At 72.5% G+C, this 24,537-nt stretch carries 21 protein-coding genes; 20 read left to right on the forward strand and 1 reads right to left on the reverse strand.

Translation table 11 applies throughout. The features are described 5' to 3' along the window. The 11 genes from IE312_RS42145 to IE312_RS28075 all read left to right on the forward strand — a co-directional run. Window positions 1-323: PH-like domain-containing protein (locus IE312_RS42145; RefSeq protein WP_440862371.1), on the forward strand; the 323-nt coding region annotated here is incomplete at its 5' end. Beyond that, window positions 320-1,477, forward strand: coding sequence for a glutamine-hydrolyzing carbamoyl-phosphate synthase small subunit (carA, locus tag IE312_RS28030; protein ID WP_189985083.1), 1,158 nt, complete (start codon window positions 320-322; stop codon window positions 1,475-1,477). The genes IE312_RS42145 and carA, both read left to right, overlap by 4 nt. Beyond that, complete coding sequence (gene carB / locus IE312_RS28035) at window positions 1,470-4,778, forward strand: carbamoyl-phosphate synthase large subunit (protein ID WP_189985084.1); 3,309 nt, start codon at window positions 1,470-1,472, stop codon at window positions 4,776-4,778. The genes carA and carB overlap by 8 nt, the downstream gene beginning before the upstream one ends. Before the next feature lie 51 nt (window positions 4,779-4,829). Next, window positions 4,830-5,936 carry a quinone-dependent dihydroorotate dehydrogenase gene (locus IE312_RS28040; protein ID WP_189985085.1) on the forward strand — a complete coding sequence of 369 codons (1,107 nt, stop codon included), beginning with the start codon at window positions 4,830-4,832 and terminating at the stop codon, window positions 5,934-5,936. Further along, a complete protein-coding gene (gene pyrF / locus IE312_RS28045; RefSeq protein ID WP_189985086.1) occupies window positions 5,933-6,778 on the forward strand; it encodes an orotidine-5'-phosphate decarboxylase in 846 nt (281 codons plus the stop codon). Before IE312_RS28040 ends, pyrF begins: the two co-directional genes overlap by 4 nt. 298 nt (window positions 6,779-7,076) lie before the next feature. Next, window positions 7,077-7,400 carry an integration host factor gene (locus tag IE312_RS28050; protein ID WP_003977346.1) on the forward strand — a complete coding sequence of 108 codons (324 nt, stop codon included), beginning with the start codon at window positions 7,077-7,079 and terminating at the stop codon, window positions 7,398-7,400. Window positions 7,401-7,460: 60 nt separating this feature from the next. After that, window positions 7,461-8,018 carry a guanylate kinase gene (gene gmk / locus IE312_RS28055; protein ID WP_189985087.1) on the forward strand — a complete coding sequence of 186 codons (558 nt, stop codon included), beginning with the start codon at window positions 7,461-7,463 and terminating at the stop codon, window positions 8,016-8,018. A 53-nt stretch (window positions 8,019-8,071) separates the two neighbouring features. Beyond that, window positions 8,072-8,344 (forward strand): DNA-directed RNA polymerase subunit omega, encoded by a 273-nt coding sequence (rpoZ, locus tag IE312_RS28060; RefSeq protein ID WP_003982715.1) that lies wholly within the window; start codon window positions 8,072-8,074, stop codon window positions 8,342-8,344. Window positions 8,345-8,443: 99 nt separating this feature from the next. After that, a complete protein-coding gene (coaBC, locus tag IE312_RS28065) occupies window positions 8,444-9,649 on the forward strand; it encodes a bifunctional phosphopantothenoylcysteine decarboxylase/phosphopantothenate--cysteine ligase CoaBC (protein WP_189985088.1) in 1,206 nt (401 codons plus the stop codon). A 250-nt stretch (window positions 9,650-9,899) separates the two neighbouring features. After that, window positions 9,900-11,108, forward strand: coding sequence for a methionine adenosyltransferase (metK, locus tag IE312_RS28070; protein WP_189985089.1), 1,209 nt, complete (start codon window positions 9,900-9,902; stop codon window positions 11,106-11,108). Window positions 11,109-11,307: 199 nt separating this feature from the next. Beyond that, the gene (locus IE312_RS28075) at window positions 11,308-13,467 is read left to right on the forward strand and encodes a primosomal protein N' (protein WP_189985090.1); all 2,160 of its coding nucleotides are present in this window, start codon (window positions 11,308-11,310) and stop codon (window positions 13,465-13,467) included. Window positions 13,468-13,637: 170 nt separating this feature from the next. Here the strand turns inward: IE312_RS28075 and IE312_RS28080 are convergent, their stop codons facing one another. Beyond that, window positions 13,638-14,171, reverse strand: coding sequence for a hypothetical protein (locus IE312_RS28080; protein ID WP_189985091.1), 534 nt, complete (start codon window positions 14,169-14,171; stop codon window positions 13,638-13,640). Window positions 14,172-14,385: 214 nt separating this feature from the next. On the opposite strand from IE312_RS28080, the gene fmt reads away from it, so the two are divergent. From fmt to IE312_RS28125, 9 genes are all read left to right on the forward strand, one after another. Then, a complete protein-coding gene (gene fmt, locus IE312_RS28085; protein WP_189985092.1) occupies window positions 14,386-15,318 on the forward strand; it encodes a methionyl-tRNA formyltransferase in 933 nt (310 codons plus the stop codon). A gap of 381 nt (window positions 15,319-15,699) precedes the next feature. After that, window positions 15,700-17,118, forward strand: a complete 1,419-nt coding sequence (locus IE312_RS28090) for an RsmB/NOP family class I SAM-dependent RNA methyltransferase (protein ID WP_189985093.1) — start codon at window positions 15,700-15,702, stop codon at window positions 17,116-17,118. A gap of 150 nt (window positions 17,119-17,268) precedes the next feature. Further along, window positions 17,269-17,955 (forward strand): ribulose-phosphate 3-epimerase, encoded by a 687-nt coding sequence (gene rpe, locus IE312_RS28095; RefSeq protein WP_189985094.1) that lies wholly within the window; start codon window positions 17,269-17,271, stop codon window positions 17,953-17,955. 90 nt (window positions 17,956-18,045) lie between these two features. Continuing rightward, a complete protein-coding gene (locus IE312_RS28100) occupies window positions 18,046-19,089 on the forward strand; it encodes a sugar-binding transcriptional regulator (protein ID WP_189985095.1) in 1,044 nt (347 codons plus the stop codon). A 40-nt stretch (window positions 19,090-19,129) separates the two neighbouring features. Continuing rightward, the gene (locus IE312_RS28105; RefSeq protein ID WP_189985096.1) at window positions 19,130-19,540 is read left to right on the forward strand and encodes a guanyl-specific ribonuclease; all 411 of its coding nucleotides are present in this window, start codon (window positions 19,130-19,132) and stop codon (window positions 19,538-19,540) included. Beyond that, window positions 19,537-19,905 carry a barstar family protein gene (locus IE312_RS28110; protein ID WP_189985097.1) on the forward strand — a complete coding sequence of 123 codons (369 nt, stop codon included), beginning with the start codon at window positions 19,537-19,539 and terminating at the stop codon, window positions 19,903-19,905. The genes IE312_RS28105 and IE312_RS28110 overlap by 4 nt, the downstream gene beginning before the upstream one ends. Window positions 19,906-19,998: 93 nt before the next feature. Beyond that, entirely contained in the window at window positions 19,999-21,441 is a 1,443-nt protein-coding gene (locus tag IE312_RS28115; protein WP_189985098.1) for a GuaB1 family IMP dehydrogenase-related protein, read from the forward strand. A gap of 1,054 nt (window positions 21,442-22,495) precedes the next feature. Next, window positions 22,496-23,983, forward strand: a complete 1,488-nt coding sequence (locus tag IE312_RS28120) for an amino acid permease (RefSeq protein ID WP_189985099.1) — start codon at window positions 22,496-22,498, stop codon at window positions 23,981-23,983. Between the two features lie 28 nt (window positions 23,984-24,011). Continuing rightward, window positions 24,012-24,464 carry an Lrp/AsnC family transcriptional regulator gene (locus tag IE312_RS28125; protein ID WP_030343799.1) on the forward strand — a complete coding sequence of 151 codons (453 nt, stop codon included), beginning with the start codon at window positions 24,012-24,014 and terminating at the stop codon, window positions 24,462-24,464. The last annotated feature ends 73 nt before the right edge of the window (window positions 24,465-24,537 follow it).

Raw genomic sequence — 24,537 nt, forward strand, 5'->3', positions numbered from 1 at the left:
CCGCCGGGCAGTGGCTGGACCGCATCGTGGCCCACGGCCTGGGCACCCGCAGCCGGGCCGAGCTCACCCTGACCGACGCGGGCCTGGAGGTCGAGCGCCCCGGAGCGGCCGACTTCTTCGTCCCCACGGCCGCCCTGCGCGGCGCCCGCCTCGACAAGGGCATCGCCGGCAAGGTCCTCACCGAGGGCGGACTGCTGGTGGTGACCTGGGCACACGGCGACAAACTGATCGACTCCGGGTTCCGCTCCGACCGGGCGGCCGAGCACACCGAGTGGGTCGACACCCTGAACCAGATGATCAACGACACGGAAGGCGCACGATGACGACCTCCACCAGGGGAAGCTCCTCCCAGAGGAACCAGGCGCTTCCCGCCGTACTCGTCCTGGAGGACGGCCGCATCTTCCGCGGTCGCGCCTACGGGGCCGTGGGGGAGACCTTCGGCGAGGCCGTGTTCTCCACCGGCATGACCGGCTACCAGGAGACCCTCACCGACCCCTCGTACGACCGCCAGATCGTCGTCGCGACCGCCCCCCAGATCGGCAACACGGGCTGGAACGACGAGGACGACGAGTCGAGCCGGATCTGGGTCTCCGGCTACGTCGTGCGCGACCCCGCGCGCGTGCCGTCCAACTGGCGGGCCAAGCGCTCCCTGGACGACGAGCTGGAGCGGCAGGGCGTCGTCGGCATCAGCGGCATCGACACCCGGGCCCTCACCCGCCACCTGCGCGAGCGCGGCTCCATGCGGGCCGGCATCTTCTCCGGCGCGGACGTGGCCCCCGACGCGGAGCTGCTGGCGCGCGTGCAGGCCCAGCCCCAGATGAAGGGCGCGAGCCTCTACGAGGAGGTGGCCACCAAGGAGGCGTACGTCGTCCCGGCGGTCGGCGAGAAGCGGTTCACGGTCGCCGCCATCGACCTCGGCATCAAGGGCATGACCCCGCACCGCATGGCCGAGCGCGGCATCGAGGTGCACGTCCTGCCCGCCACCGCCACGCCCGAGGACGTCTACGCCGTCGACCCGGACGGTGTGTTCTTCTCCAACGGTCCGGGCGACCCGGCCACCGCCGACGGTCCGGTCGCGCTGATGAGCGCCGTCCTGGAGCGCCGGACGCCCCTGTTCGGCATCTGCTTCGGCAACCAGATCCTCGGCCGCGCCCTCGGCTTCGGCACCTACAAGCTGAAGTACGGCCACCGGGGCATCAACCAGCCGGTCCAGGACCGTACGACCGGCAAGGTCGAGGTCACCGCGCACAACCACGGCTTCGCCGTGGACGCGCCGCTCGACAAGGTCAGCGAGACGAAGTTCGGCCGTGCCGAGGTCTCGCACGTCTGCCTGAACGACGACGTCGTGGAGGGGCTGCAGCTGCTCGACCAGCCGGCCTTCTCCGTCCAGTACCACCCCGAAGCGGCCGCCGGCCCGCACGACGCCGCCTACCTCTTCGACCGCTTCGTTTCCCTGATGGAGGGCCAGCGTGCCTAAGCGCACCGATATCCAGTCCGTCCTGGTCATCGGCTCCGGCCCGATCGTCATCGGCCAGGCCGCCGAGTTCGACTACTCCGGCACCCAGGCGTGCCGCGTGCTCAAGGCCGAAGGCCTGCGCGTCGTCCTGGTCAACTCCAACCCGGCGACGATCATGACCGACCCGGAGATCGCCGACGCCACCTACGTCGAGCCGATCACCCCCGAGTTCGTCGAGAAGATCATCGCCAAGGAGCGCCCCGACGCCCTGCTCCCCACCCTGGGCGGCCAGACGGCCCTGAACACCGCCATCTCGCTGCACGAGAACGGTGTCCTGGAGAAGTACGGCGTGGAGCTGATCGGCGCCAAGCCCGAGGCGATCCACAAGGGCGAGGACCGCGACCTGTTCAAGGACGTCGTGGAGGAGGTCCGCAAGAAGATCGGGCACGGCGAGTCCGCCCGCTCGGTCATCTGCCACTCCATGGACGACGTCCTCAAGGGCGTCGAGACCCTCGGCGGCTACCCGGTCGTCGTCCGCCCGTCCTTCACCATGGGCGGCGCCGGCTCCGGCTTCGCGCACGACGAGGAGGAGCTGCGCCGCATCGCCGGCCAGGGCCTCACGCTCTCCCCGACCACCGAGGTGCTCCTGGAGGAGTCCATCCTCGGCTGGAAGGAGTACGAGCTGGAGCTGATGCGCGACAAGAACGACAACGTCGTGGTCGTCTGCTCCATCGAGAACTTCGACCCCATGGGCGTGCACACCGGCGACTCGATCACCGTCGCCCCGGCGATGACGCTGACCGACCGCGAGTACCAGGTGCTGCGCGATGTCGGCATCGCGATCATCCGCGAGGTCGGCGTCGACACCGGCGGCTGCAACATCCAGTTCGCGGTGAACCCCGAGGACGGCCGCGTGATCGTCATCGAGATGAACCCGCGCGTGTCCCGGTCCTCCGCGCTCGCCTCCAAGGCCACCGGCTTCCCGATCGCCAAGATCGCCGCCAAGCTGGCCGTCGGCTACACGCTGGACGAGATCCCGAACGACATCACGCAGGAGACCCCGGCCTCCTTCGAGCCCACGCTCGACTACGTGGTCGTCAAGGCCCCCCGGTTCGCCTTCGAGAAGTTCCCGCAGGCCGACTCCACGCTGACCACCACCATGAAGTCGGTCGGCGAGGCCATGGCCATCGGCCGCAACTTCCCCGAGGCCTTCCAGAAGGCGCTGCGCTCCCTGGAGAAGAAGGGCAGCCAGTTCACCTTCGTGGGGGACCCCGGCGACAAGACCGCCCTCCTCGAAGAGGCCGTACGGCCCACCGACGGCCGGATCAACACGGTCATGCAGGCCATCCGCGCGGGCGCCACCGCCGAGGAGGTCTTCGCTTACACGAAGATCGACCCGTGGTTCGTCGACCAGCTCTTCCTGATCAAGGAGATCGCGGACGAGCTAGGCGAGGCGCCGGAGCTGACCCGCGAGCTGCTCGCCGAGGCCAAGCGGCACGGCTTCTCCGACCAGCAGGTCGCCGAGATCCGCGGTCTGCGCGAGGACGTCGTCCGCGAGGTCCGGCACGCCCTCGGCGTCCGCCCGGTCTACAAGACGGTCGACACCTGCGCCGCCGAGTTCGCCGCGAAGACACCGTACTTCTACTCCTCCTACGACGAGGAGACCGAGGTCGCGCCCCGCGAGAAGCCCGCGGTGATCATCCTGGGCTCCGGCCCGAACCGCATCGGCCAGGGCATCGAGTTCGACTACTCCTGCGTCCACGCCTCCTTCGCGCTGTCCGACGCCGGGTACGAGACCGTGATGGTCAACTGCAACCCGGAGACCGTCTCCACGGACTACGACACCTCCGACCGCCTGTACTTCGAGCCGCTGACGCTGGAGGACGTGCTGGAGATCGTCCACGCCGAGCAGCAGGCCGGTCCGGTCGCGGGCGTGATCGTGCAGCTCGGCGGGCAGACCCCGCTGGGCCTGTCGCAGGCGCTCAAGGACAACGGCGTGCCGATCGTGGGCACGTCCCCCGAGGCCATCCACGCGGCCGAGGACCGGGGCGCCTTCGGCCGGGTCCTCGCCGAGGCCGGCCTGCCCGCGCCCAAGCACGGCACGGCCACCACCTTCGCGGAGGCCAAGGCCATCGCCGACGAGATCGGCTACCCGGTCCTGGTCCGGCCGTCGTACGTCCTCGGCGGGCGCGGCATGGAGATCGTCTACGACGAGACCCGCCTCGCCTCCTACATCGCCGAGTCCACCGAGATCAGCCCCTCCCGGCCGGTCCTCGTCGACCGCTTCCTGGACGACGCGATCGAGATCGACGTCGACGCGCTCTACGACGGCGAGGAGCTGTACCTCGGCGGCGTCATGGAGCACATCGAGGAGGCCGGCATCCACTCCGGCGACTCGGCGTGCGCCCTGCCCCCGATCACCCTCGGCGGCTTCGACATCAAGCGGCTGCGCGCCTCCACCGAGGCCATCGCCAAGGGCGTCGGCGTGCGCGGCCTGATCAACATCCAGTTCGCGATGGCCGGCGACATCCTCTACGTCCTGGAGGCCAACCCGCGCGCCTCCCGCACGGTCCCGTTCACCTCCAAGGCGACCGCGGTGCCGCTGGCGAAGGCCGCCGCCCGCATCTCGCTGGGCGCGACCATCGCCGAGCTGCGCGCCGAGGGGCTGCTGCCGCAGCAGGGCGACGGCGGCGAGCTGCCGCTGGACGCGCCGATCTCCGTCAAGGAGGCCGTCATGCCGTGGTCGCGCTTCCGTGACATCCAGGGCCGCGGCGTGGACACCGTCCTCGGCCCGGAGATGCGCTCCACCGGCGAGGTCATGGGCATCGACTCCGTCTTCGGCACGGCGTACGCCAAGTCGCAGGCCGGCGCCTACGGCCCGCTGCCCACCAAGGGCCGCGCCTTCATCTCGGTCGCCAACCGCGACAAGCGCTCGATGATCTTCCCGGCGCGCGAGCTGGTCGCCCACGGCTTCGAGCTGCTGGCCACCTCCGGCACCGCCGAGGTCCTCAAGCGCAACGGGATCAACGCCACGGTCGTGCGCAAGCAGTCCGAGGGCACCGGCCCGAACGGCGAGCGGACCATCGTCCAGCTCATCCACGACGGCGAGGTCGACCTCATCGTCAACACGCCGTACGGCACCGGCGGCCGCCTCGACGGCTACGACATCCGTACGGCCGCGGTGGCCCGCTCCGTGCCGTGCCTGACGACCGTCCAGGCGCTCGCGGCGGCGGTCCAGGGCATCGACGCCCTCAACCACGGCGACGTGGGCGTCCGCTCGCTCCAGGAACACGCGGCCCACCTGACCGCGGCCCGCGACTAGCAGCCCCGAGGGGGACACCGGAAACGGTGTCCCCCTCTTCACGAGGACACCATGTACACCATCTTCTTCAAGCTGGTCTTCCAGCGCATGGACCCCGAGAAGGCCCACCACCTGGCCTTCCGCTGGATCCGTCTCGCCGCCCGCGTCCCCGTGCTGCGCACCTTCGTCGCGGCCGCCCTCGCGCCCCGGTACAAGGAACTGCGCACCGAGGCCTTCGGACTGCGCATGCACGGCCCGTTCGGACTCGCCGCGGGCTTCGACAAGAACGCCGTCGCCGTCGACGGGATGTCGATGCTGGGCTTCGACCACGTCGAGATCGGCACGGTGACGGGCGAGCCGCAGCCCGGCAACCCCAGGAAGCGGCTGTTCCGCCTGGTCGCGGACCGCGCCCTGATCAACCGCATGGGCTTCAACAACGACGGCTCCCTCACCGTGGCGGCCCGCCTGGCCACCCGTGAGCCGGTCTTCCGGACCGTGGTCGGCGTCAACATCGGCAAGACCAAGGCCGTCCCGGAGGCCGAGGCCGTCGCCGACTACGTGAAGTCCGCCGAGCGCCTGGCGCCGTACGCCGACTACCTGGTCGTCAACGTCTCCTCCCCGAACACGCCCGGCCTGCGGAACCTCCAGGCGGTGGACCATCTGCGTCCGCTGCTCACCGCCGTGCGCGAGGCGGCCGACCGCACGGTCGCCAACCGCCGCGTCCCCCTCCTGGTGAAGATCGCCCCCGATCTCGCCGACGAGGACGTGGACGCCGTGGCCGACCTCGCCGTGGAGCTGGGCCTGGACGGGATCATCGCCACCAACACCACCATCGCGCGCGAGGGACTCGGCCTGCGGTCGGCGCCGTCGCTGGTGAAGGAGACCGGCGGTCTGTCCGGCGCCCCGCTCAAGGCGCGCTCCCTGGAGGTCCTGCGCCGCCTGTACGCGCGCGTGGGCGACCGGATCACCCTGGTGGGTGTCGGCGGCGTCGAGACGGCCGAGGACGCCTGGCAGCGCATCCTGGCCGGTGCCACGCTGGTCCAGGGCTACAGCGCCTTCATCTACGAGGGTCCCTTCTGGTCGCGGGCCGTCCACAAGGGCCTCGCCGCCCGCCTGCGCACCAGCCCGTACGCCACCCTCGCCGACGCGGTCGGCGCCGACGTGAGGAAGCCCGCATGAGCCCGTTGGAGCCCTTCGGCGCCCGGCTGCGCCGTGCCATGGACGAGCGCGGCCCGCTGTGCGTCGGCATCGACCCGCACGCCTCCCTGCTCGCCGAGTGGGGCCTGGACGACGACGTCGCCGGTCTGGAGCGGTTCAGCCGCACGGTCGTCGAGGCCGTGGCCGACCGGGTGGCGGTCCTGAAGCCGCAGAGCGCCTTCTTCGAGCGGTTCGGCTCGCGCGGCCTGGCCGTCCTGGAGAAGTCCGTTCAGGAGGCACGGGCCGCCGGCGCCCTGGTCGTGACGGACGCCAAGCGCGGCGACATCGGCTCCACGATGGCCGCCTACGCCGAGTCGTTCCTGCACCCGGACGCCCCGTTGTTCTCCGACGCCCTGACCGTCTCGCCGTACCTCGGCTACGGCTCGCTCAGCCCGGCCGTCGCGCTGGCCCGGGAGAGCGGCGCCGGCCTGTTCGTGCTGGCGCTGACCTCGAACCCCGAGGGCGGCGAGGTGCAGCACGCGGTGCGCGCCGACGGCCGGAGCGTCGGGGCGACCATGCTGGCGCACCTGGCGGCCGAGAACGCGGGGGAGGAGCCGCTCGGCTCCTTCGGCGCGGTCGTCGGCGCCACGCTCGGCGACCTGTCCACGTACGACCTGGACATCAACGGGCCGCTCCTGGCGCCGGGGATCGGGGCGCAGGGCGCGACGCCGGCCGATCTTCCCCGGGTCTTCGGACCGGCCGTCCGCAACGTCGTGCCGAACGTCAGCCGGGGTGTTCTGCGTCACGGTCCGGACGCCGGGGCGCTGCGCGGGGCGGCCGAGCGGTTCGCGGCCGAGATCCGGGCGGCCGTCGCCGGGGTCTGAGTGCCGGCCGGGTGCCCGGCCGAGCGGGATCGTGCCGGCCTGAGGGTGATTACATCCTCAAATCCGGGGCAGTATGTCTGAAATGTCCGGCCTGACGGAGGCTGACCAGGACTTTTCCGCTGTTCTCGCTGACTCTGGCGGACTTGACCGCTAGTCTCCGAGCAGTGGGGGAACCTCCCACGCCCTTCAGGCAGTGGGGGAGGACGGGCAGCGTGTTGCTCGTAGCTCCCCAGGTGTGGGGCGACTAGGTTCCTCACCGGTCCGTATCCGACAGTTCGACATCCGAGGTGACGTAGGCGTGGCTCTTCCGCCCCTTACCCCTGAACAGCGCGCAGCCGCGCTCGAAAAGGCCGCCGCGGCTCGCCGGGAGCGGGCCGAGGTCAAGAATCGACTCAAGCACTCCGGCGCTTCCCTGCACGAGGTCATCAAGCAGGGCCAGGAGAACGACGTCATCGGCAAGATGAAGGTCTCCGCCCTTCTCGAGTCGCTGCCGGGCGTGGGCAAGGTCCGCGCCAAGCAGATCATGGAGCGTCTGGGCATCTCCGAGAGCCGTCGCGTGCGCGGCCTCGGTTCCAACCAGATCGCTTCCCTGGAGCGTGAGTTCGGCAGCACCGGCTCCTGAGTCCGCCTCCCGGCGGGCAGGGAGTCCCGGGCACCCCGGGATTGCTGGAATAATCGCTGCATGAGTGAACGTCCGCGGCTGACCGTGCTCTCCGGCCCCTCGGGGGTCGGCAAGAGCACGGTCGTCGCCCATATGCGCAAGGAACACCCCGAGGTCTGGCTCTCGGTGTCGGCGACGACCCGCAAGCCGCGCCCCGGCGAGCAGCACGGAGTCCACTACTTCTTCGTCACCGACGACGAGATGGACAAGCTGATCGCCAACGGCGAGCTGCTGGAGTGGGCCGAGTTCGCCGGCAACCGCTACGGCACGCCGCGCGCGGCCGTGCAGGAGCGGCTGGAGAACGGCGAGCCGGTCCTGCTGGAGATCGACCTCCAGGGCGCCCGGCAGGTCCGCGAGTCGCTGTCCGACGCCCAGCTGGTGTTCCTGGCCCCGCCCTCCTGGGAGGAGCTGGTGCGCAGGCTGACCGGCCGGGGGACCGAGCCGCCCGAGGTCATCGAGCGCCGCCTGGCGGCGGCGCGGACCGAGCTGGCGGCCGAGCCGGAGTTCGATGTGACCTTGGTCAACACCTCCGTCGAGGACGTGGCCCGCGAGCTGCTAGCCTTGATGGACGTTGTGTGATCGTGACTGTGATCACGATGTCTGATTCTTTCCCATCCATCGGAAGGTAGAGCGTGTCCTCTTCCATCACCGCGCCCGAGGGCATCATCAACCCGCCGATCGACGAGCTCCTCGAGGCGACCGACTCGAAGTACAGCCTCGTGATCTACGCGGCCAAGCGTGCCCGCCAGATCAACGCGTACTACTCGCAGCTCGGTGAAGGCCTCCTCGAGTACGTCGGTCCGCTCGTCGACACCCACGTCCACGAGAAGCCGCTCTCGATCGCCCTGCGCGAGATCAACGCCGGTCTGCTGACCTCCGAGGCCGTCGAGGGCCCGGCGCAGTAGTACTTTCAGATCGCGATTGACTTATCCACAGGCCCGGCAGTCATGCTGCCGGGCCTGTGGTGTGTCATGGGTGTTGCAGATTTTCGAACGCGAGGAGCCATGGTGGACAAGCCGAAGGTCGTGCTGGGGGTCAGCGGTGGCATCGCCGCCTACAAGGCCTGTGAGCTGCTGAGGAGGTTCACGGAGTCGGGCCATGACGTCCGCGTGGTTCCCACCGCCTCCGCGCTGCACTTCGTCGGCGCCGCCACCTGGTCCGCCCTCTCCGGCAACCCGGTCTCGACCGGCGTGTGGGACGACGTCCACGAGGTCCCGCACGTCCGCATCGGCCAGCACGCCGACCTGGTGGTCGTGGCCCCGGCCACCGCCGACATGCTCGCCAAGGCCGCCCACGGCCTCGCCGACGACCTGCTGACCAACACCCTGCTCACCGCCCGCTGCCCGGTCGTCTTCGCCCCCGCGATGCACACCGAGATGTGGGAGCACCCGGCCACCCAGGAGAACGTGGCCACGCTGCGCCGCCGCGGCGCCGTCGTCGTCGAGCCCGCCGTCGGCCGGCTCACCGGCGTCGACACCGGGAAGGGGCGGCTGCCCGACCCGGCGGAGATCTTCGAGGTGTGCCGCCGGGTGCTGGCCCGTGGCGTCACCGGACCCGACCTGGCGGGCCGGCACGTCGTCGTCTCGGCCGGCGGCACCCGCGAACCCCTCGACCCGGTCCGCTTCCTCGGCAACCGCTCCTCCGGCAAGCAGGGCTACGCGCTCGCCCGCACCGCCGCCGCCCGCGGTGCCCGGGTGACGCTGATTTCGGCCAACACCGGCCTGCCCGACCCGGCGGGCGTGGACGTCGTCCGCGTCGGCACCGCCGTGCAGCTGCGCGAGGCCGTCCTGAAGGCCGCCGCCGACGCGGACGCCGTGGTCATGGCCGCCGCCGTCGCCGACTTCCGCCCGGCCGCCTACGCCACCGGGAAGATCAAGAAGAAGGACGGCCAGGAGCCCGACCCGATCGTCCTGGTACGGAATCCGGACATTCTCGCGGAGATTTCGGCGGACCGCGCCCGCCCCGGGCAGGTGATCGTCGGCTTCGCCGCCGAGACCGACGACGTCCTCGCCAACGGCCGCACCAAGCTCGCCCGGAAGGGCTGCGACCTCCTCGTGGTCAACGAGGTGGGGGAGCGCAAGACCTTCGGCGCCGAGGAGAACGAGGCCGTCGTCCTGGGCGCCGACGGCAGCGAGACCCCCGTGCCGCACGGACCCAAGGAGGCCCTCGCCGACACCGTCTGGGACCTGGTCGTACGGCGTCTGGGCTAGCCGTCCGCACCCGGCCGGGGGAAACCGGGATCGGGTTCACGCCACGCCGGAATCGGGCGTGGCGGCCCTGGCCAAGGCGGCTAGCCATTGTGCAGAATGCCCGTGCCGCAGGTCACAGCGCTCCCGACAGGCGAGACGGTGGCCAGCGGACCGAGTGCGCCCGATAAACTGTTTTACGGTCGACGCCAGGCGCAGCCCAGCGCCGACCGCAAATGATCAGCCAGCAGCCGCTGCAACCACAGGGAGCGTTGTGTCCCGTCGCCTGTTCACCTCGGAGTCCGTGACCGAAGGTCACCCCGACAAGATCGCTGACCAGATCAGCGACACCATTCTCGACGCCCTTCTGCGTGAGGACCCGTCTTCCCGGGTCGCCGTGGAGACGTTGATCACCACCGGCCTGGTGCACGTGGCCGGCGAGGTGACGACCAAGGCCTACGCGGACATCGCGACGCTCGTCCGCAGCAAGATCCTGGAGATCGGCTACGACTCCTCCAAGAAGGGCTTCGACGGCGCCTCCTGTGGCGTCTCGGTGTCCATCGGCGCGCAGTCCCCGGACATCGCGCAGGGTGTCGACGCGGCGTACGAGGCCCGGGTCGAGGGCGACGACGACGAACTGGACAAGCAGGGCGCGGGCGACCAGGGCCTGATGTTCGGCTACGCGTCCGACGAGACGCCCACCCTCATGCCGCTGCCGATCTTCCTGGCGCACCGGCTGTCCAAGCGCCTGTCCGAGGTCCGCAAGAACGGCACCATCCCCTACCTGCGTCCCGACGGCAAGACGCAGGTCACCATCGAGTACGACGGCGACAAGGCCGTCCGTCTCGACACGGTGGTCGTCTCCTCCCAGCACGCCTCCGACATCGACCTGGAGTCGCTGCTCGCCCCCGACATCCGCGAGTTCGTCGTGGAGCCGGAGCTGAAGGCGCTCCTGGAAGAGGGCATCAAGCTGGACACCGAGGGCTACCGCCTGCTGGTCAACCCGACCGGGCGCTTCGAGATCGGCGGCCCGATGGGCGACGCCGGCCTCACCGGCCGCAAGATCATCATCGACACCTACGGCGGCATGTCCCGCCACGGCGGCGGTGCCTTCTCCGGCAAGGACCCGTCCAAGGTCGACCGCTCGGCGGCGTACGCCATGCGCTGGGTGGCCAAGAACGTCGTGGCGGCCGGGCTGGCCTCCCGCTGCGAGGTCCAGGTCGCGTACGCGATCGGCAAGGCCGAGCCGGTCGGTCTCTTCGTGGAGACCTTCGGCACCCACAAGATCGACCCCGAGAAGATCGAGAAGGCGATCGACGAGGTCTTCGACCTGCGCCCGGCCGCCATCATCCGCGACCTCGACCTGCTCCGCCCGATCTACTCCCAGACCGCGGCCTACGGCCACTTCGGCCGCGAGCTGCCCGACTTCACCTGGGAGCGCACGGACCGCGTGGACGCCCTGCGCGCCGCAGCGGGCCTGTAACCCGCCCCCGCCCGTCCGCCGTGGCCCGGCCCTCCCTCCAGGGGGCCGGGCCACGGCGCGTTCCCGGCCGGCCGGCCCGGAGGCGGCGCGGACCCCGGAGGGCCGCCCCGCCCCCGGTACGGCCCGGCGGTGGGGTGCCGTCCGGGTGCGGAGCCCGGGCCCGGCGCCGTTGTCGGTGCCGTTTGGTAAGAATGCAAGCGTGAGCAGCGACAACGGGGCGTCCCGGGCGGACGGGGACGGCGGGGCCGAGGGGGCCCCGCCGGAGCAGCTCGCGCTCATCCGGGAGAGCGTCCGCCGGGCCAAGGCGCCCCGCGCCAAGCCGCGGACCTGGCGGGGGGCCGCGCTCGCCGGGGAGCTGCCCGTCGCGCGCGTGCTGGTCGACAAGGGTGTGCTCCATCTCGACCGGTACTTCGACTACGCCGTGCCCGCGGAGCTGGACGCCCAGGCGCAGCCCGGTGTGCGGGTGCGGGTGCGGTTCGGGGCCGGCCGGCACCGGGTGCGGGAGGGCCGCCGCGAGGGCGGCGGACTGATCGACGGCTTCCTCGTCGAACGGCGCGCCGAGTCCGACTACTCCGGGCCGCTGGCCGCGCTCGCCCAGGTGGTGTCCCCGGAGCCGGTGCTGAGCGAGGAGCTGCTCGGCCTCGCCCGGGCCGTCGCCGACCGGTACGCGGGCAGCCTCGCCGACGTCCTCCAGCTGGCCGTGCCGCCGCGCAACGCCCGTGCCGAGCAGCGGCCCTCTCCCGCCCCCCTGCCCCCGCCACCGGCGCCGGAGCCCGGCTCCTGGGCGCGCTACGAGCACGGGGGCGCCTTCCTCGACGCGCTCGCCTCCGGCGGAGCCCCCCGGGCCGTGTGGAACGCCCTGCCGGGACCGCGGTGGAGCGAGGAGCTGGCCCGGGCCGTCGCCGCCGCCCTCGCCTCCGGCCGCGGCGCCCTCGTCGTCGTACCCGACGGGCGCTCCGCCGCGCGCGTGGACGCCGCGCTCACCGCGCTGCTCGGCCCGGGCCGGCACGCGCTGCTCACCGCCGACGCCGGGCCCGAGAAGCGGTACGCGCAGTGGCTGGCGGTGCGGCGCGGGTCCGTGCGGGCCGTCGTCGGGACCCGGGCGGCGATGTTCGCACCGGTCCAGGACCTGGGGCTCGTCGCGATCTGGGACGACGGGGACGACAGCCACAGCGAGCAGCACGCCCCGCAGCCGCACGCCCGCGAGGTGCTCCTGCTGCGCGCCGCGCTGGACAAGTGCGCTTTCCTGCTCGGGAGTTGGGGTTGCACGGTGGAGGCCGCCCAGCTGGTCGAGAGCGGCTGGGCCCGGCCGCTGGTCGCCGGCCGGGAGCAGGTGCGCCGGACCGCCCCCCTGGTCCGCACGGTCGGCGACGGCGACCTCGCGCGCGACGAGGCCGCCCGCGCCGCGCGGCTGCCCACCCTCGCCTGGCAGGCGGCCCGCGACGGGCTGCGGCACGGGCCCGTGCTGGTCCAGGTTCCCCGGCGCGGTTACGCGCCCCGCATGGCCTGCGCGCAGTGCCGGGCGCCCGCCCGGTGCCGGCACTGTTCCGGACCGCTCCAGGGGCAGGACGCGGGCGTGCTGAGGTGCGGCTGGTGCGGGCGCGACGAGGGCGCCTGGCACTGCCCGGAGTGCGGCGGCTTCCGGCTCCGCGCCCAGGTCGTGGGCGCGCGCCGCACCGCCGAGGAACTGGGGCGCGCCTTCCCCGCCGTTCCGGTGCGCACCTCGGGGCGCGAGCACGTGCTGGACACCGTCCCGGACGCACCCGCGCTGGTCGTCAGCACGCCGGGCGCCGAACCGGTCGCCGAGGGCGGCTACGCGGCGGCCCTGCTGCTGGACGGCTGGGCCATGCTCGTACGGCCCGACCTGCGGGCCGGTGAGGACGCGCTGCGCCGCTGGATCGCGGCCGGCGCGCTGGTGCGGCCCCAGAGCGAGGGGGGCACCGTGGTGGTGGTGGCCGAGCCGACCCTGCGGCCCGTGCAGGCGCTGGTGCGCTGGGACCCGGTCGGGCACGCCGTGCGTGAGCTGGCCGAGCGGGCCGAGCTGGGTTTCCCGCCGGTGTCCCGGATGGCGGCCGTGGCCGGTCCGCCCGCGGCCGTCGCCGAGTTCCTGACGGCACTCGACCTGCCGTCGGAGGCCGAGGTGCTGGGGCCGGTACCGCTGCCGCCACCGCCGCCCGGCGGCCCCCGCCGGCCCGGGGCACCGCCACCCGGCGAGCACTGGGAGCGGGTCCTCGTCCGCGTCCCCCCGGGCAGCGGAGCCGCGCTGGCCGCCGCCCTGAAGACGGCCCAGGCCGCGCGCATGGCCCGGGGCAGCGGGGAGGCGGTCCGGGTACGGATCGATCCACCGGACATCGGCTGAGCCCGGGGGCGTCCGGCTGGAGATCGGGGGAAGGGGGGGTGACCTCGGCTGAGGCCGAGGGTGGCTTGCCGGGCGTCGGGGGTCCACGACCGCCGTGGGCAGCGTCGCGCGGGACTCACCTGCGGGGCGGCCCTCCCGGAGGCCGTCCGGGAGGGCGGGCGGGGGTGGTGTCAGCCGTTGCGGGGGCTGGGGAAGGCCGTCGGGCGGGCGTCGTCGCGCAGGGTGGGGCTGCCCGCGGTCGGCTGGGTGGGCATGGAGCGGGCCGCGGGCACCGTCGGCAGACCCGCGGGCACGTTGATCGTGCGGGTGCCGGACGGCTCCGACGTCCGCTCCGCCTCGGCCGCCGCCTGCGCCGCGGCGCGGCGGGCGCCGTAGCGGCGGTGCACTGCCTGCTTGGTGACCCCGAGCGCCGAGCCCACCGCGTCCCACGAGAAGCCGAGCGAGCGGTCGAAGTCCACGGCGGCCGTGACCAGGGTCTCGACACTGTCCCGGAGTTCCTGGGCGAGGCGGACCGTCGGCGCGGGGGCACGTCCGTAGACGACGAAGCCCGTGGACGGGCCGGTACGGCGCGGGCGGTAGACGTTGCCCAGCTGGGCGGTGAGCGTGCGCAGCGCGTCCACCTGCCGGCGGACCCGCTCGATGTCCCGCACCAGCAAGTGCAGGCTGGCCCGGGCCTGGGCGTCGTGGGTTGCGTGGTCGGCCATGAACAAGCCTCTCGAACCGGCGTTGAAAGGAATTGGGCCGCGAAACGGCCCGATGTGGTCAACTCTTTCTTGACCAACGCTCCGACGCTCCGCTGGTCACGGGGTGGGGGCGTACGGGCATATGCGTACGCCCGCCCATCCACTCGTGCGCCGTTCATGGTCATAGACTGGTGCGCTGCCCGCCCGACCCCGCCCGAGAGGCCCGAACCCGCCCATGAAGCTCGTCTTCGCCGGTACCCCCGAGGTCGCCGTTCCCGCTCTGGACGCCCTGCTCGCCTCCGGCCGGCACGAGGTGGCCGCCGTCGTCACGCGGCCCGACGCGCCGGCCGGGCGCGGGCGCCGGCTGGTCGCGTCGCCCGTGGCCGAGCGGGCGGAGGAGGCCGGGATCGAGGTGCTGAAGCCGCTGAAGCCCCGGGACCCGGAGTTCCTCGAACGGCTGCGGGAGATCGCCCCGGACTGCTGCCCGGTCGTCGCCTACGGCGCCCTGCTGCCCAAGGCCGCCCTGGACATCCCCGCCCACGGCTGGGTCAACCTGCACTTCTCGCTGCTGCCCGCCTGGCGCGGCGCGGCGCCGGTGCAGCACGCCGTCATGGCGGGCGACGAGATCACCGGGGCGTCCACCTTCCTCATCGAGGAGGGCCTGGACTCCGGGCCCGTCTACGGCACGGTGACCGAGGAGGTCCGTCCCACCGACACCAGCGGCGACCTGCTCACCCGGCTCGCCTTCGCGGGCGCGGGGCTGCTCGCCGCCACCATGGACGGCATCGAGGACGGCACCCTGAAGGCCGTGCCGCAGCCCGCCGAGGGCGTCTCCCTCGCCCCGAAGATCACCGTGGAGGACGCCCAGGTGGACTGGGCGGCGCCCGCGCTGCGCGTCGACCGGGTGGTGCGCGGCTGCACGCCGGCGCCCGGCGCGTGGACCGTCTTCCGCGGCGAGCGGCTGAAGCTCATCCAGGTCGCGCCCGTCCCCGAGCGGACCGACCTCGCGCCGGGCCGGCTCGCGGTGGGCAAGAACAGCGTGCACGTGGGCACCGGTTCGCACGCCGTCGAGCTGCTGTGGGTGCAGGCCCAGGGCAAGAAGCCGATGCGCGCCGCCGACTGGGCCCGCGGCGTCCGCATCACGGACACCGAGACCCTCGGCGGCTGAGAAGACCCGGCCGACCGGAGAGCGGGGGGCCTGCCTGCGGGGCGGGAACGGTCCGCGGGTCGGGGAACGGTCCGGCCGGCGTTGTCCTTCTGCCAGGTCTGTTAGGTCTGCCAGGTCTTCTGGGCGAAGCCGAGCGCGGAGATCACATTGGTCTCGACGGGTCGGGGAACGTCGGACAGCGGAAAGCGGTCCGGGGGAGAAGTGGTCTGAGGGCCGGAAGCGGCCAAGGCCGGGGAACGGTCGTAGGGCGGGAAGCGGTCCGCGGGGTGGGAACGGTCCGCGGGGCCGGAACGGTCCGCGGGGCGGGCTGCGGTCGGAGGGCGGGGAACGCGACGTAGGCTTGGGGCGCAGTCTCTTCTTCACACCCGGAGCACCTTTTTCGTGAGCGAGCAGTCCCGGCGGCCGCGCAAGCCCGCCAAGCCCTACCGTCGTCCCCAGAAGGACCCCGTCCGCTTCCTCGCCTTCGAGGCACTGCGCGCGGTGGACGAGCGGGACGCATACGCCAACCTCGTGCTGCCGCCGCTGCTCAGGAAGGCCCGCGAGAAGGGCGACTTCGACGCCCGGGACGCCGCCCTCGCCACCGAGCTGGTGTACGGCACGCTGCGCCGGCAGGGCACGTACGACGCCGTCATCGCCGCCTGCGTCGACCGGCCGCTGCGCGAGGTCGACCCGCCGGTGCTGGACGTGCTGAGCCTGGGCACGCACCAGCTGCTCGGCACGCGCATCCCCACGCACGCCGCCGTCTCCTCCGCCGTCGAGCTGGCCCGGGTGGTGCTCGGGGACGGGCGGGCGAAGTTCGTCAACGCCGTGCTGCGCAAGGTGGCCCAGCACGACCTCGACGGGTGGATCGAGAAGGTCGCACCGCCCTACGACGACGACCCCGAGGACCACCTCGCCGTCGTGCACTCGCACCCCCGCTGGGTCGTCTCCGCGCTGTGGGACTCCCTCGGCGGCGGCCGGGCCGGCATCGAGGCGCTGCTGGCGGCCGACAACGAGCGGCCCGAGGTGACGCTGGTCGCCCGGCCGGGGCGGGCCACCGCCGAGGAGCTGCTCCGCGAGGACGCCGCCGTGCCCGGACGCTGGTCGCCGTACGCCGTGCGGCTCACCGAGGGCGGTGAGCCCGGTGCGGTCGAGGCCGTCCGCGAGGGCCGCGCCGGCGTCCAGGACGAGGGCAGTCAGCTGGTCGCCCTCGCGCTGGCCGCCGCGCCGCTCGACGGACCCGACGCCAAGTGGCTCGACGGGTGCGCCGGCCCGGGCGGCAAGGCCGCGCTGCTGGGTGCCCTCGCCGCCGCGCGCGGTGCCACGCTGCTCGCCTCGGAGAAGCAGCCGCACCGGGCGGGCCTGGTGGCCAAGGCGCTGCACGGCAACCCCGGCCCCTACCAGGTCATCGCGGCGGACGGCACGCGTCCGCCGTGGCGCCCCGGCACCTTCGACCGGGTGCTGGTGGACGTCCCCTGCACCGGCCTGGGCGCCCTGCGCCGCCGTCCCGAGGCCCGCTGGCGCCGCCGCCCCGAGGACCTGGACGACTTCGCCCCGCTCCAGCGCGGGCTGCTGCGCACCGCCCTGGAATCGGTGCGCGTCGGCGGGGTCGTCGGCTACGCCACCTGCTCGCCGCACCTCGCCGAGACCCGCGCGGTCGTCGCCGACGTGCTCAAGCAGCACCCGGACACGGAACTGATCGACGCGCGCCCGCTGCTGCCCGGCGTACCCGACCTCGGCGAGGGCCCGGACGTACAGCTCTGGCCGCACGTACACGGCACGGACGCGATGTACCTGGCACTGATCCGCAGGACCGCTTGAGGCCGTCGAGGGCAGCGCCCCGAAAGGGGCGCGGGGAACTGCGCGACCGGCCCCCACCGGCCCGTAGACCGGCCCCCACCGGCCCGCAGCCGGAACTCAACCCGTGGACCGCCGCTACAGCCCGGCGCAGCGGCATGGCAGGCTTGGGGCATGGCCGTGCAGATCAACCCCAGCATCCTGTCCGCCGACTTCGCCCGCCTCGCGGAGGAGGCCAAGGCGGTCCAAGGCGCCGACTGGCTCCACGTCGACGTCATGGACAACCACTTCGTCCCGAACCTCACGCTCGGCGTGCCGGTGGTGGAGTCCTTGGCGCGCGCGACGGACACCCCGCTGGACTGCCACCTGATGATCGAGGGCCCCGACCGGTGGGCGCCGCAGTACGTCGAGGCCGGCGCCTCCTCCGTCACCTTCCACGTGGAGGCGGCCGCCGCACCCGTGCGGCTCGCCCGGGAGATCCGCGCCAAGGGTGCCCGCGCCTCCATGGCGCTCAAGCCCGCCACGCCGATCGAGCCGTACGAGGACCTGCTCCCGGAACTGGACATGCTGCTCGTCATGACGGTGGAGCCGGGCTTCGGCGGCCAGGCGTTCCTCGACATCATGCTGCCGAAGATCCGCCGCACCCGTGAGCTGATCAAGAAGCACGGTCTGCAGCTGTGGCTGCAGGTGGACGGCGGTGTCTCGGCCTCGACGATCGAGCGGTGCGCGGACGCGGGGGCGGACGTGTTCGTCGCCGGCTCGGCCGTCTACGGGGCGGACGACCCGGCGGAGGCCGTACGCGCCCTGCGCACGCAGGCGGAAGCGGCCACCGCCCAGGCGTCCTGGGTATGCGACCACTGAACCACGGCGAAGTGAACGCTTGAATGAACGCCGCCCATCAGGGCGGATCAGCCGCGCCGAATCTGCGAGGATGAACGGCGAATCCAGAGTGTGAACAGCAGTGAGGAGATCGCCGTGTCGGGTATGTCGGCGGGCCGGTCAGCCATGCGGATGGGACCCGCTGAGCTGGTGCAGGCGGCGGCCATGGCCCGCCGCTTCTACCTCGAGGGCAAGTCCAAGATCCAGATCGCGGAGGAGTTCGGCGTCAGCCGCTTCAAGGTGGCCCGGGTCCTGGAGACCGCCCTCGAACGGGATCTCGTACGCATCGAGATCCGCGTCCCGGCCGAACTGGACGCCGAGCGCTCCGACGCGCTCCGCGCCCGGTACGGACTGCGGCACGCCGTCGTGGTCGAGTCCCCGCCCGAGTCGGAGGAGACCCCCGACCCCGAGAACCTCGGCGAGGTCGCCGCCGACCTGCTCGGCGAACTCGTCAACGAGGGGGACGTCCTCGGGCTGGCCTGGGGCCGGTCCACCATCCACATGGCGGCGGCGCTCGACCGGCTGCCGCCGTGCACGGTGGTGCAGCTGACGGGCGTGTACGACGCCGGGACCGCCGAGCGCGGCTCGGTGGAGGCGGTCCGCCGGGCCGCCCAGGTGTCCGGCGGCGACGCCCACCCCATCTACGCGCCGATGCTGCTGCCGGACGCGGCCACCGCGGCGGCGCTGCGCAACCAGACCGGGATCGCCCGGGCCTTCGAGTACTTCGACAAGGTCACCGTCGCCTGCGTCTCCATCGGCTCCTGGGAGCCGGGCATCTCGACCGTGCACGACATGCTGAGCGACGAGGAGCGCGCGCACTACGCCTCGCTCGGCGTCGCCGCCGAGATGTCGGCGCACCTCTTCGACGCCGAGGGGCGCCGCATCGGGCGGGACCTGGGGGAGCGGTGCATCACGGTCAAGGCCGACCAGCTGCGGCGCATCCCGGAGGTCGTGGCCATCGCGGGCGGACAGCGCAAGGCCTCCGCGATCGACGCGGTGCTGCGTTCCGGGCTGGTGACCAGCCTGGTCACCGACACGTCGGCCGCCGACTACCTGATGACGGCGGGCCCGACGCCGAAGCCGGCGCTCAACCGCCAGGACCCCGACGGGGTCTGAGTACGGGTTGTGCCGCGACGGCCGTGGCAGCATCGTCCGCATGCTGCCACGGTTCGTCCCCCGCGTCCTCGCCGGGCTGCTGGTCTGTCTCGCCGTCCTCCTGACGGGGTGCGCCGGCGGTTCCGCCCCGGCCCCGCCGAGCACGCGCACCTCCGTCCCGCCCTGGGCCCGGGGCATGGCCACCGTCGAGGAGTCCCGGCTGCCGGCCGAGGCCCGCAGGACGCTCGCCCTCGTCGACCGGGGCGGCCCCTACCCCTATGCCAAGGACGGGACCGTCTTCGGGAACTTCGAGAGGCGTCTGCCGGAGCACCGGCGCGGCTACTACCACGAGTACACCGTGCCGACCCCCGGCTCACCCGACCGCGGGGCCCGGCGCCTGGTCACCGGGCAGGGCGGGGAGACGTACTACACCGATGACCACTACGAGTCCTTCCGGGCGGTGCTGAGATGACCGAAGACCTGACCGGCCGTTTCGTGGTCGCGCTCGACCTGGACGGCGTCACCGACCGGGCCGGCCTGATGGAGCGCGCCGCCCGGGCCCTGTCGCTGCCCGACTGGTTCGGTCGCAACTGGGACGCGCTGGCCGACTCCATGTCCGACCCGTCCGTGTGGCCCGAGGAGGCCGGGGGAGGCGGCCTGCTGGTCGTCGTACGCGGCTGGGAGGGCTACGCCGAGCGGCGGCCGCAGGAGTGGGAGACCGCGCGGGAGGTCTTCGCGCAGGCCGTCCGCGTGATGCCGGCGCTCACCGTCGCGCTCGCCCTTGGAGGAACCTCCCAGCCGACCGGTGGCGACCCTGGAGGTTCCGTCGGGGCATGACAGGGCCCCCGACATGGGACAATGAAGTACGTGCTCTTTCCCCCTGGCACACCTGTCCGGGGGCCGCCTCTGATCGACTGGGATGTGCAGCACGTGCGTTTCCTCAATGACATCCAGCCCGCGTACGACCTGACGTACGACGACGTGTTCATGGTGCCGAGCCGCTCCGCGGTCGGCTCGCGGCAGGGCGTGGACCTCAGCTCGCCGGACGGCACGGGCACCACCATCCCGCTCGTCGTCGCCAACATGACCGCCATCGCCGGCCGCCGGATGGCCGAGACGGTGGCCCGCCGGGGCGGCCTGGTGGTCATCCCGCAGGACATCCCGATCGACGTCGTCACCGACGTGCTCTCCTGGGTGAAGAGCCGCCACCTGGTCCTGGACACCCCGATCGTGCTGGCCCCGCACCAGACCGTCGCCGACGCGCTCGCCCTGCTGCCCAAGCGGGCGCACAACGCCGGCGTGGTCGTGGACGGCGACCGGCGGCCCGTCGGTGTCGTCACCGACGCCGACTTGTCCGGCGTCGACCGCTTCACCCAGCTCGAAGTGGTCATGTCCAAGGACCTGCTCCTGCTGGACGCGGACATAGACCCGCGCGAGGCCTTCAACACCCTCGACCAGCACAACCGCCGTTACGCCCCGGCCGTCGACAAGGACGGCAGGCTGGCCGGCATCCTCACCCGCAAGGGCGCCCTGCGCGCCACGCTGTACACGCCCGCCGTGGACGCGAACGGCAGGCTCCGCGTCGCCGCCGCCGTCGGCATCAACGGCGATGTGGCGGGCAAGGCCAAGCAGCTGCTGGACGCGGGCGTGGACACGCTCGTCATCGACACCGCGCACGGCCACCAGGAGTCGATGATCAGCGCCGTCAGGCTGGTGCGGGCGCTCGACCCGCGGGTGCCGATCGTCGCGGGCAACATCGTCTCCGCCGAGGGCGTCAAGGACCTGGTCGACGCCGGCGCGGACATCATCAAGGTCGGTGTCGGCCCGGGCGCCATGTGCACCACCCGCATGATGACCGGTGTGGGCCGGCCCCAGTTCTCCGCCGTCCTGGAGTGCGCCGCCGAGGCGAGGAAGTACGGCAAGCACGTGTGGGCCGACGGCGGTGTCCGCCACCCGCGTGACGTCGCCATGGCCCTCGCGGCCGGCGCGTCCAACGTGATGGTCGGCTCCTGGTTCGCGGGCACCTACGAGTCCCCGGGCGACCTCCAGCACGACGCCAACGGCCGTGCGTACAAGGAGTCGTTCGGCATGGCCTCCGCGCGTGCCGTGGCCAACCGGACGTCCGACGAGTCCGCGTACGACCGGGCCCGCAAGGCGCTGTTCGAGGAGGGCATCTCCACCTCCCGCATGTTCCTCGACCCGGCCCGCCCGGGCGTCGAGGACCTGATCGACTCGATCATCGCGGGCGTCCGCTCCTCCTGCACCTACGCCGGCGCCGGCTCCCTGGAGGAGTTCGCCGAGAAGGCCATCGTCGGCATCCAGAGCGCGGCCGGCTACGCCGAGGGCAAGCCGCTGCACGCCAGCTGGAGCTAGACCCCGGCACCCGTCCCCACGGCCCCCGCCCGCTCCCGAGCCAGGGAACGGGCGGGGGCCGTCGGCATCACCGCACGCAACGGCTGCCAGGCACGCGCCACGCCGTCCGCCACGTCCTCGCCGGGACGTCCGCCATGCTCTCGTGGGGACATTTGCCGCGTCCTTGCTGGGACGTTCGCCGCGTCCTCGCCGGGACGCTCGCCACGCTCTCGTCGGGACGTTCGCTGTGTCCTGGTCGGGATGTTCGCTGTGTCCTGGTTGGGACGTTCGCCATGCTCTCGCCAAGACGATCACCGCGTCCTCGCCGAGATGTTCGCCGCGTCCTCGCCGGGACGGCCGCCACGCGCTCGCCGGGACGATCCCCGCGTCCTCGCAAGGACGTCCGCCGCGTCCTCGCCACGACGGCCGCCACGCGCTCGCCGGGACGTCCGCCGCGTCCTCGCCGGGACGGCCGCCACGCTCTCGCCGGGACGATCCCCGCGTCCTCGCAAGGACGTCCGCCACGTCCTCGCCGGGACGGCCGCCATGCTCTCGCCGGGACGATCCCCGCGTCCTCGCAAGGACGTCCGCCACGTCCACGCCGGGACGTCCGCCACGTCCTCGCCGGGACGATCCCCGCGTCCTCGCAAGGACGTCCGCCACGTCCTCGCCACGACGGCCGCCACGCGCTCGCCGGGACGATCCCCGCGTCCTCGTCGGGACGTTTGCCGCGTCCCCGCCGGGACGTTCGCCGCGTCCCCGCCGGGACGACCCCACGCCCTCGCCGGAACGGCCCCGCAGGCGCCCGCAAGATCGCTGCGCAACGGTCGACAGCGTGCGCGCAACGATTTGTCATTCGGGCCGGATGAACGCAATGATCATGCGGGGATGCGCAAGGTTGCTGCATTACGCCCGTTAAGGCCCGCCTCATAGGGTGCTGCGCTAGTACGTGTGTGGCGGGGACCCCGCTCGGTCGGTTCCTGCCCTCGCAGGCTCCCCCGGTCCCCACCACGACGGCCGGCTGTCCTGCCGGTCCGTACCCCCCGAACGACGGCAGCGAACAAGGAGCCAGCGCGTGCTCGATCAAGGCGCACCCCCGCAGAACCCGATACCGGCCGTCCCCGCGTCCCCGGGCGTCGCCGCGCGCCTGATGCGTCGCAAGCCCGTGGAACGCCTGGTCGCGGAAGGCGGCCAGGGTGAGGGAGGGCAGCTTCGGCGCTCCCTGGGGCTGTGGCAGCTGACCATGATCAGCATCGGCGCCACGCTCGGCACGGGCATCTTCGTCGTCCTCGGCGACGCCGTCCCGGAGGCCGGCCCCGCGGTCACCCTGTCCTTCGTGATCGCCGGCCTCACGGCGCTGTTCTCGGCGCTCTCCTACGCCGAGCTGGCGGGCAGCATCCCGGTCGCCGGTTCCTCCTACTCGTATGCGTACGCAACGCTGGGTGAGCTGGTCGCCTGGATCTGCGGCTGGTGTCTGGTGCTGGAGTACGGCGTGTCGGTGGCCGCCGTCGCCGTCGGCTGGGGCCAGTACCTGAACGAGCTGCTCGACGGCACCATCGGCGTCACCATCCCGAGCGCCCTGTCCTCGGCGCCGGGCGAGGGCGGCATCATCAACCTGCCCGCCCTGATCGTCGTCCTGCTGGCGATGGTGTTCCTGCTCGGCGGGGCGCGGGAGTCCGCCCGCGCCAACACGATCATGGTCAGTGTGAAGATCGCCGCCCTGGTGCTGTTCTGCGCGATCGGCGTCATGGGCTTCAAGTCCGGCAACTACCGGGACTTCATGCCGCTCGGCATGACCGGGGTCAGCGCCGCCGGCGCCACGCTGTTCTTCTCGTACATCGGCTTCGACGCCGCCTCCACCGCCGGTGAGGAGGCCAAGGACCCCAAGCGGGACCTGCCGCGGGCCATCATGCTGTCGCTGATCATCGTGACCGCGCTGTACGTGCTGGTCGCGGGTGTCGCCGTCGGCGCCTGGAACTGGAAGAAGTTCGACGGTTCCGAGGCGACCCTCGCCGCGATCATGGACGATGTCAGCGGCCAGACCTTCTGGGGCACGCTGCTCGCCCTGGGCGCGGTCATCTCCATCGCCAGCGTGGTCCTCACCGTGCTGTACGGCCAGACCCGCATCCTCTTCGCGATGTCCCGCGACGGCCTGATGCCCAAGGCGCTCGGCAAGATCCACCCGAAGACGGGCGCGCCCCGGCTGAACACGGTGATCGTCTCCCTGTTCTGCGGTGTGCTCGCCGCCCTCATCCCGCTCGGCAAGCTCGTCGACGCCACCAGCATCGGCACGCTGTTCGCCTTCGGCCTGGTCAACATCGCGGTGATCGTGCTGCGCTACAAGCGCCCGGAGCTGGAGCGCACGTTCAAGGTGCCGTTCGGGCCGGTCCTGCCGGTGCTGGGCTTCCTGTTCTGCGCCTACAACATGTCCAGCCTCGACACCGTCACCTGGGTCGTCTTCGGATGCTGGATGGCCGCCGGGCTCGTGTTCTACTTCCTGTACGGCTATCGCCGTTCCCGTCTCGCGACCGGTGAGGAACTCGCGGTGACGGCAGAGAAGTGACCGATCCCGAAGAAGTGAACCACCCCCTGTGCTGAACGATCTCGACGAACGCATTGTGCACGCCCTCGCCGAGGACGCCCGCCGCTCCTACGCGGACATCGGACAGATGGTCGGCCTGTCCGCGCCCGCGGTGAAGCGGCGCGTGGACCGGCTCCGGGCCACCGGAGCCATCACCGGGTTCACCGTCCGGGTGGACCCGGCGGCGCTCGGCTGGGAGACCGAGGGGTACATCGAGATCTACTGCCGGCGCAACACCTCGCCGGAGACCATCCAGCGGGGTCTGGAGCGCTACCAGGAGGTCGTGGCCGCGTCGACCGTCACCGGCGACGCGGACGCGATCGCCCAGGTCTTCGCCTCCGACATGCGCCACTTCGAGCGGGTGCTGGAACGGATCGCCGGCGAGCCGTTCGTCGAGCGGACCAAGTCGGTCCTGGTCCTGTCCCCGCTGCTGCGCCGCTTCTCGTCGGGCGCCCCGGGCTAGGGCGTGTCTTTCGGATCACCCCGGGGCCGCGGGGCTCGGCACGCACGTCCGCCGCGTTGTCGTCGGTCGCCGA

It is taken from the genome of Streptomyces capoamus, from assembly GCF_014654935.1.
GTDB classification, from domain to species: Bacteria; Actinomycetota; Actinomycetes; order Streptomycetales; family Streptomycetaceae; genus Streptomyces; species Streptomyces capoamus.